This window comes from Longimonas sp., from assembly GCF_046498435.1.
Taxonomy (GTDB): domain Bacteria; phylum Bacteroidota; class Rhodothermia; order Rhodothermales; family Salinibacteraceae; genus Longimonas.
In genome coordinates this window covers 1-4,382 of sequence record NZ_JAWOAR010000028.1, presented here as the reverse complement: position 1 = coordinate 4,382, position 4,382 = coordinate 1, and the positions used below count along the sequence as shown (strand labels likewise).

Here is a 4,382-nt window from a genome sequence, read left to right as displayed (position 1 = left end):
TAAAAAAACAGTTACAGATTGAGAGTCGATCTCAAAATTGGAAAGCCTCTCGAACTGCTTTAGAACCAAAGATTGACCAAGTACAAGAAACTTTAACCCGTAGTGACTTTTGGACTGAAGGAATAAATATTGAGGAAAAAGACCGCAATTTTCTAACCAATAAATTCCTGGAGGGGCGCCTTGCCTGTCCTGAACTCGATTCAGGATCTGGATGACAGGGCAATGGAGAACTGTACGCCTTCTGAACCCATGGCACAACCCGTGCTTAGAGATCGACATCATTCACAGTCAGGTTCTGGGGTATGAGTCACTGCGCATCCGGATGCACAAACACGAGTACCTCGGGGATGTCGTCCTCCAGCCCCAGGTAGATGCCCTCGTCGTCTACGTCCATGGCCCGGACAACCAGATCATCGGGGCGCTGGATGTCATCGTAGATGCAATCACCGTACGGATCGCCAACGCCGACGAGGCTAAACGCAAGAACGTCTGCCCAGCAAATTGTTATGTTTTCTTGAAGCCCACCTCCCTAACCCCGTAACGTTGCTGTCTCTCTGCCGCTTCCGCCCCGCAAACTCCGCACATTCCAGCCGTGCAGGCGTTATACATCGCATGTGCAGTATTGCATGTAACCCAATCCCCTTTTGCTATGACTATGCCTGTCAACGGATCGTCTTCGAACGGATCTGCCCCTCCCGAGTCGCCTGCTGGCGCGCCGCCTCACGTCGTTATCATCGGCGCCGGGTTTGGCGGGCTGCATGCTGCGCAGGCGCTGCGCCGCTCACCGGTCGAGGTCACGCTCGTGGATCGCAACAACTACCACAAGTTTCAGCCGCTTCTCTACGAGGTGGCCATGGCCGGACTGGAACCGGATGACATTGCCCACAACGTGCGCGACATCTTCCGCAACGACGACAACATCCGCTTCCGGATGGGCACCGTCACCGACATCGACACGCAAAGCCAGCGCATCGAACTCGATAACGGTTTCATCGCCTACGATTACCTGGTCGTGGCCGGTGGGGCCGAGGTCAACTACTTTGGTGTGGAGGGCGCTGCCGAACATGCTTTCCCGCTCAAGAACGTGACCGATGCCGTCAGCCTGCGCCACCACACGCTGCGCCAGTTTGAGCGCTACGACCGCCTGCGCCTCGAATCCCCCGACACCATTCCCGATGGGATGCTGAACTTCGTGCTCGTGGGCGGCGGACCCACCGGTGTTGAGATGGGCGGCGCGCTCGTGGAGCTCTTTGACACGCTCAACCGCGACTATCCCGACTTCGACGTGCGCGAGCAGGCCCGCGTCATTCTTTTGGAGATGCAAGACGCCCTGCTGCAAGGCTACGACGACTCGCTGCAAGACTACACGCGCCGCACCCTCGAAGACCGCGGCGTAGACGTGCGAACGGGCACCACGGTCAACCAGGTCGCCTCCGACGCCGTCACGCTGGCCGATGGTTTGCGCATCCCCACGCAAACCCTCATCTGGGCCGCGGGCGTGCAGGCCAGTCCACTGGCTGATCTGCTCCATGCCGAACAGGTGCGCAGCGGACAGGTCATCGTCTCCGATACGCTGGCGCTGCCTACCCACGACAATGTGTTTGTGGTGGGCGACATGGCCGCTATGGAGCGCGACGAAACCAGCGACTGGCTGCCGCAGGTCGCGCAGGTCGCCATTCAGTCGGGTGAGCATGCCGCCGAGCAGATCCGTAAAGATGTGCAGGGGCGCACGCGCACCGCGTTCTCGTACAGCGACTACGGGCAGATGGCTACCATCGGACGCAACGCTGCCGTGGCCGAGCTGGCAGGCGGACTCAAGTTCAAGGGCATCATTGCCTGGCTCATGTGGGTCGTCATCCACATCGCCAAGCTGGTCGGCTTTCGCAACCGCGCCAGCGTGTTCATGGACTGGATCTACAACTACTTCACGTACAAGCGCCACGCCCGCCTCATTCTGGATTCGGAGCACGCCCCCAAAGAAGCCGAGTCGCCTGCCGCGCCGGTGGCATAACCTTGCGTCGTAACTTTGCGTTTGGGGGATGCGTACAATGGACGGCTTCGAGCCTACCTTTCGCATCCCCATAGCCAACCTGCCTTGTGCCCATGCGTCTTACCGCCGACGAACGCGCTGCCCGCCGCGATATTGATACCTGGGCGCAGAGCATGGGCTCGCCCGTCTCGCAGCTCATCAACTGGGCCATGCAGCCGGTGGACTGGGTGGTGGAGCGCAGCGTATCGGGCGAGATGCTCGACCGCGCCGAAGATGTGACCGCCGAAGCGCTCTCGCAACTTAGCGACATGTCGGCGCGCACCGGCGTGCTCGACACCGTCCGCTCTGATGCCCGCGAACAGGGACTCGACATCGACGCCGTGGAAGAACTCCGCCACGAACCGCTGGAGGTGCTCGACGAGTTGGCCGAGACGCGCATGCAACAGAACGCACTTATTGCAGCGCTGGAGGGCGGCGGCACCGGACTCGGTGGCGCGGCGCTCCTGGTGGCCGATATCCCGCTGCTGTTTACGATCAACTTCCGCGTGATTCAGACGATCAGCGCGTGTTACGGCTTCCCGATGCACGACGCCGCGTACCGTCCGCTCGTGCTGGCCATCTTTACCGCCGCCGCCTCGGGCAGCCGCGCCGCCCGTGCCGATGCGCTTCGTGAGTCCAGCGTGGCCGCGGCGGCTCTGGTGCACGACCATCCGTACAGCGGACGCCGCGCGGGGTCGTTCCACGAGCAGAACCGTCACGTGCCGCGCGAGATCGCCAAGGCACTGATCCGCCGCAAGCTGGGCCAGCTCATCCCGCTGGCCGGGGCCGCCGTGGGGGCGGGCGTGAACTACTGGTTCACCAAATCCACCGCCAAGACGTCGTTCATGTGCAGCCGCGCGCTGTACCTGGACTGGAAAGAGCGGCATCAGTAGCGGAGCTGGGCCGGGTCCGTTGTAACAGCATTAGGTACCGGGCGGCGCGGCAAGCGCACACGCACCGTGGTGCCGGTATCCGGCGCGGTATCCACCGAAATCGCCCCTTGCATCAGCTCCACCAGATGCTTGGTAATGGTGAGGCCCAGGCCGCTCCCTTCGTGCGAGCGCGCACAACCGGTGGAGGCCTGCTGAAACGCCGCAAAAATCTGCGGCACCATGTCGTTCTCGATGCCGACCCCGGTATCCGCCACCGTAAACGTGAGGGCATCTTCGGCAGCGGAAAGTCTCACGGTAACCGTTCCACCCGCTGGAGTGAACTTGATTGCGTTATCGATGAGATGCGTAAGGATGCGCGTGAGCGCCTGGCGGTCGGTAACGCCCTCCACATCCGAGGAGGGGCGCTTCAGTTCCAGCGTTATATCGTTCTCGTTGGCTCGGGCCCGGAACGAGGCCACAACGTCGTGCAGCGTAGCAGCTATGCTGAGCGGAGTCGGCTGCAGGTCCACTACCGAGGCTTCGAGTTGCGAGAGCTCCAGCACGGCGTTGAGCGTATCGAGCAAGCGCTGGCTCGACCGCCGCATGAGTGTGCTGAACTTGTCGGCAGGGCCCTTTAGATCCAGATCATTGAGCACATCCGCAAACCCTATGATCGCAGCCAGCGGCGTGCGGACTTCGTGACTCATGTTGGTGAGGAAGGCTGATTTGAGCCGGCTCATCTCTTCGGCCTTCTCTTTGGACTCGCGCAGCGCGGCCTCGGCTTTCTTCTCGGCAGTGCTGTCTAAGAGCACACCATTCATGGTGAGCCCGTTAGGCCCCTGCTCCGGTACCGCTACGCCGCGAATCCACCGAATGGCCCCGGTATCCATCTGAAAGGGGATGTCGTGCCGCCAGGGGGTGCCGGTGCGGATGGCTTCGACAACCGAGTCGAGAAACGGCTTGCGATGGTCGGGATGCACGCGGGCTACAAACCACGTGAACGCGCCGGTAGTGCCTCGCTCGTCGAGCGGATAGCCGAGCAGGTTCCGAGCGTACTCGCTGATAAACGGCACGTCGTAACGCGGCGTGCCGTTGGGGGCGGTGTTGGTTTCCATGCGAAAAACCACCCCGGGAATGCTGTTGGCCAGGTTGCGCAGCCGCTGCTCGCGGTCGTAGAGCTCGCGGTAGGCACGCTGGCTCTCGGTGGCGCGCATCTCCAGCTCATCCATGACGACCTGCGCCAGCTTTTTGATCGTCTCCTGGTCGTGGGTCGAAGGGGAGCGCGGCTTTGTATCCATTACGCAGAGCGTGCCCACGCGGAAGCCATCGGGCGAGGTGAGCGGCATACTCATGTAAAAGCGCAGGTGCGGTGGCCCGGCCACAAAGGGGTTGCCCTTGAACCGCGGATCGTGGCGCGCATCTTCAACGACCATCAGCCCGGGCGTGCGGATGGTGGTGTTGCAGAGCGCCTGGTCGAGCGG

At 61.9% G+C, this 4,382-nt stretch carries 5 protein-coding genes; 4 read left to right on the top strand and 1 reads right to left on the bottom strand.

Translation table 11 applies throughout. The annotated features are described in order from the left end of the window. From R6U20_RS01210 to R6U20_RS01195, 4 genes are all read left to right on the top strand, one after another. Positions 1-215, top strand: a 215-nt coding sequence (locus R6U20_RS01210) for a hypothetical protein (protein ID WP_410336047.1), incomplete at its 5' end; no start/stop codon positions are given. 107 nt (positions 216-322) lie between these two features. Then, complete coding sequence (locus R6U20_RS01205; RefSeq protein ID WP_410336046.1) at positions 323-541, top strand: hypothetical protein; 219 nt, start codon at positions 323-325, stop codon at positions 539-541. A 108-nt stretch (positions 542-649) separates the two neighbouring features. Then, positions 650-2,011 carry an NAD(P)/FAD-dependent oxidoreductase gene (locus tag R6U20_RS01200; protein WP_410336045.1) on the top strand — a complete coding sequence of 454 codons (1,362 nt, stop codon included), beginning with the start codon at positions 650-652 and terminating at the stop codon, positions 2,009-2,011. Between the two features lie 92 nt (positions 2,012-2,103). Continuing rightward, positions 2,104-2,922, top strand: coding sequence for an EcsC family protein (locus R6U20_RS01195; protein WP_410336044.1), 819 nt, complete (start codon positions 2,104-2,106; stop codon positions 2,920-2,922). Here R6U20_RS01195 and R6U20_RS01190 read toward each other — a convergent pair. After that, a partial coding sequence (locus R6U20_RS01190) for an ATP-binding protein (RefSeq protein WP_410336043.1) occupies positions 2,916-4,382 on the bottom strand: 1,467 nt, incomplete at its 5' end. The genes R6U20_RS01195 and R6U20_RS01190 overlap by 7 nt on opposite strands.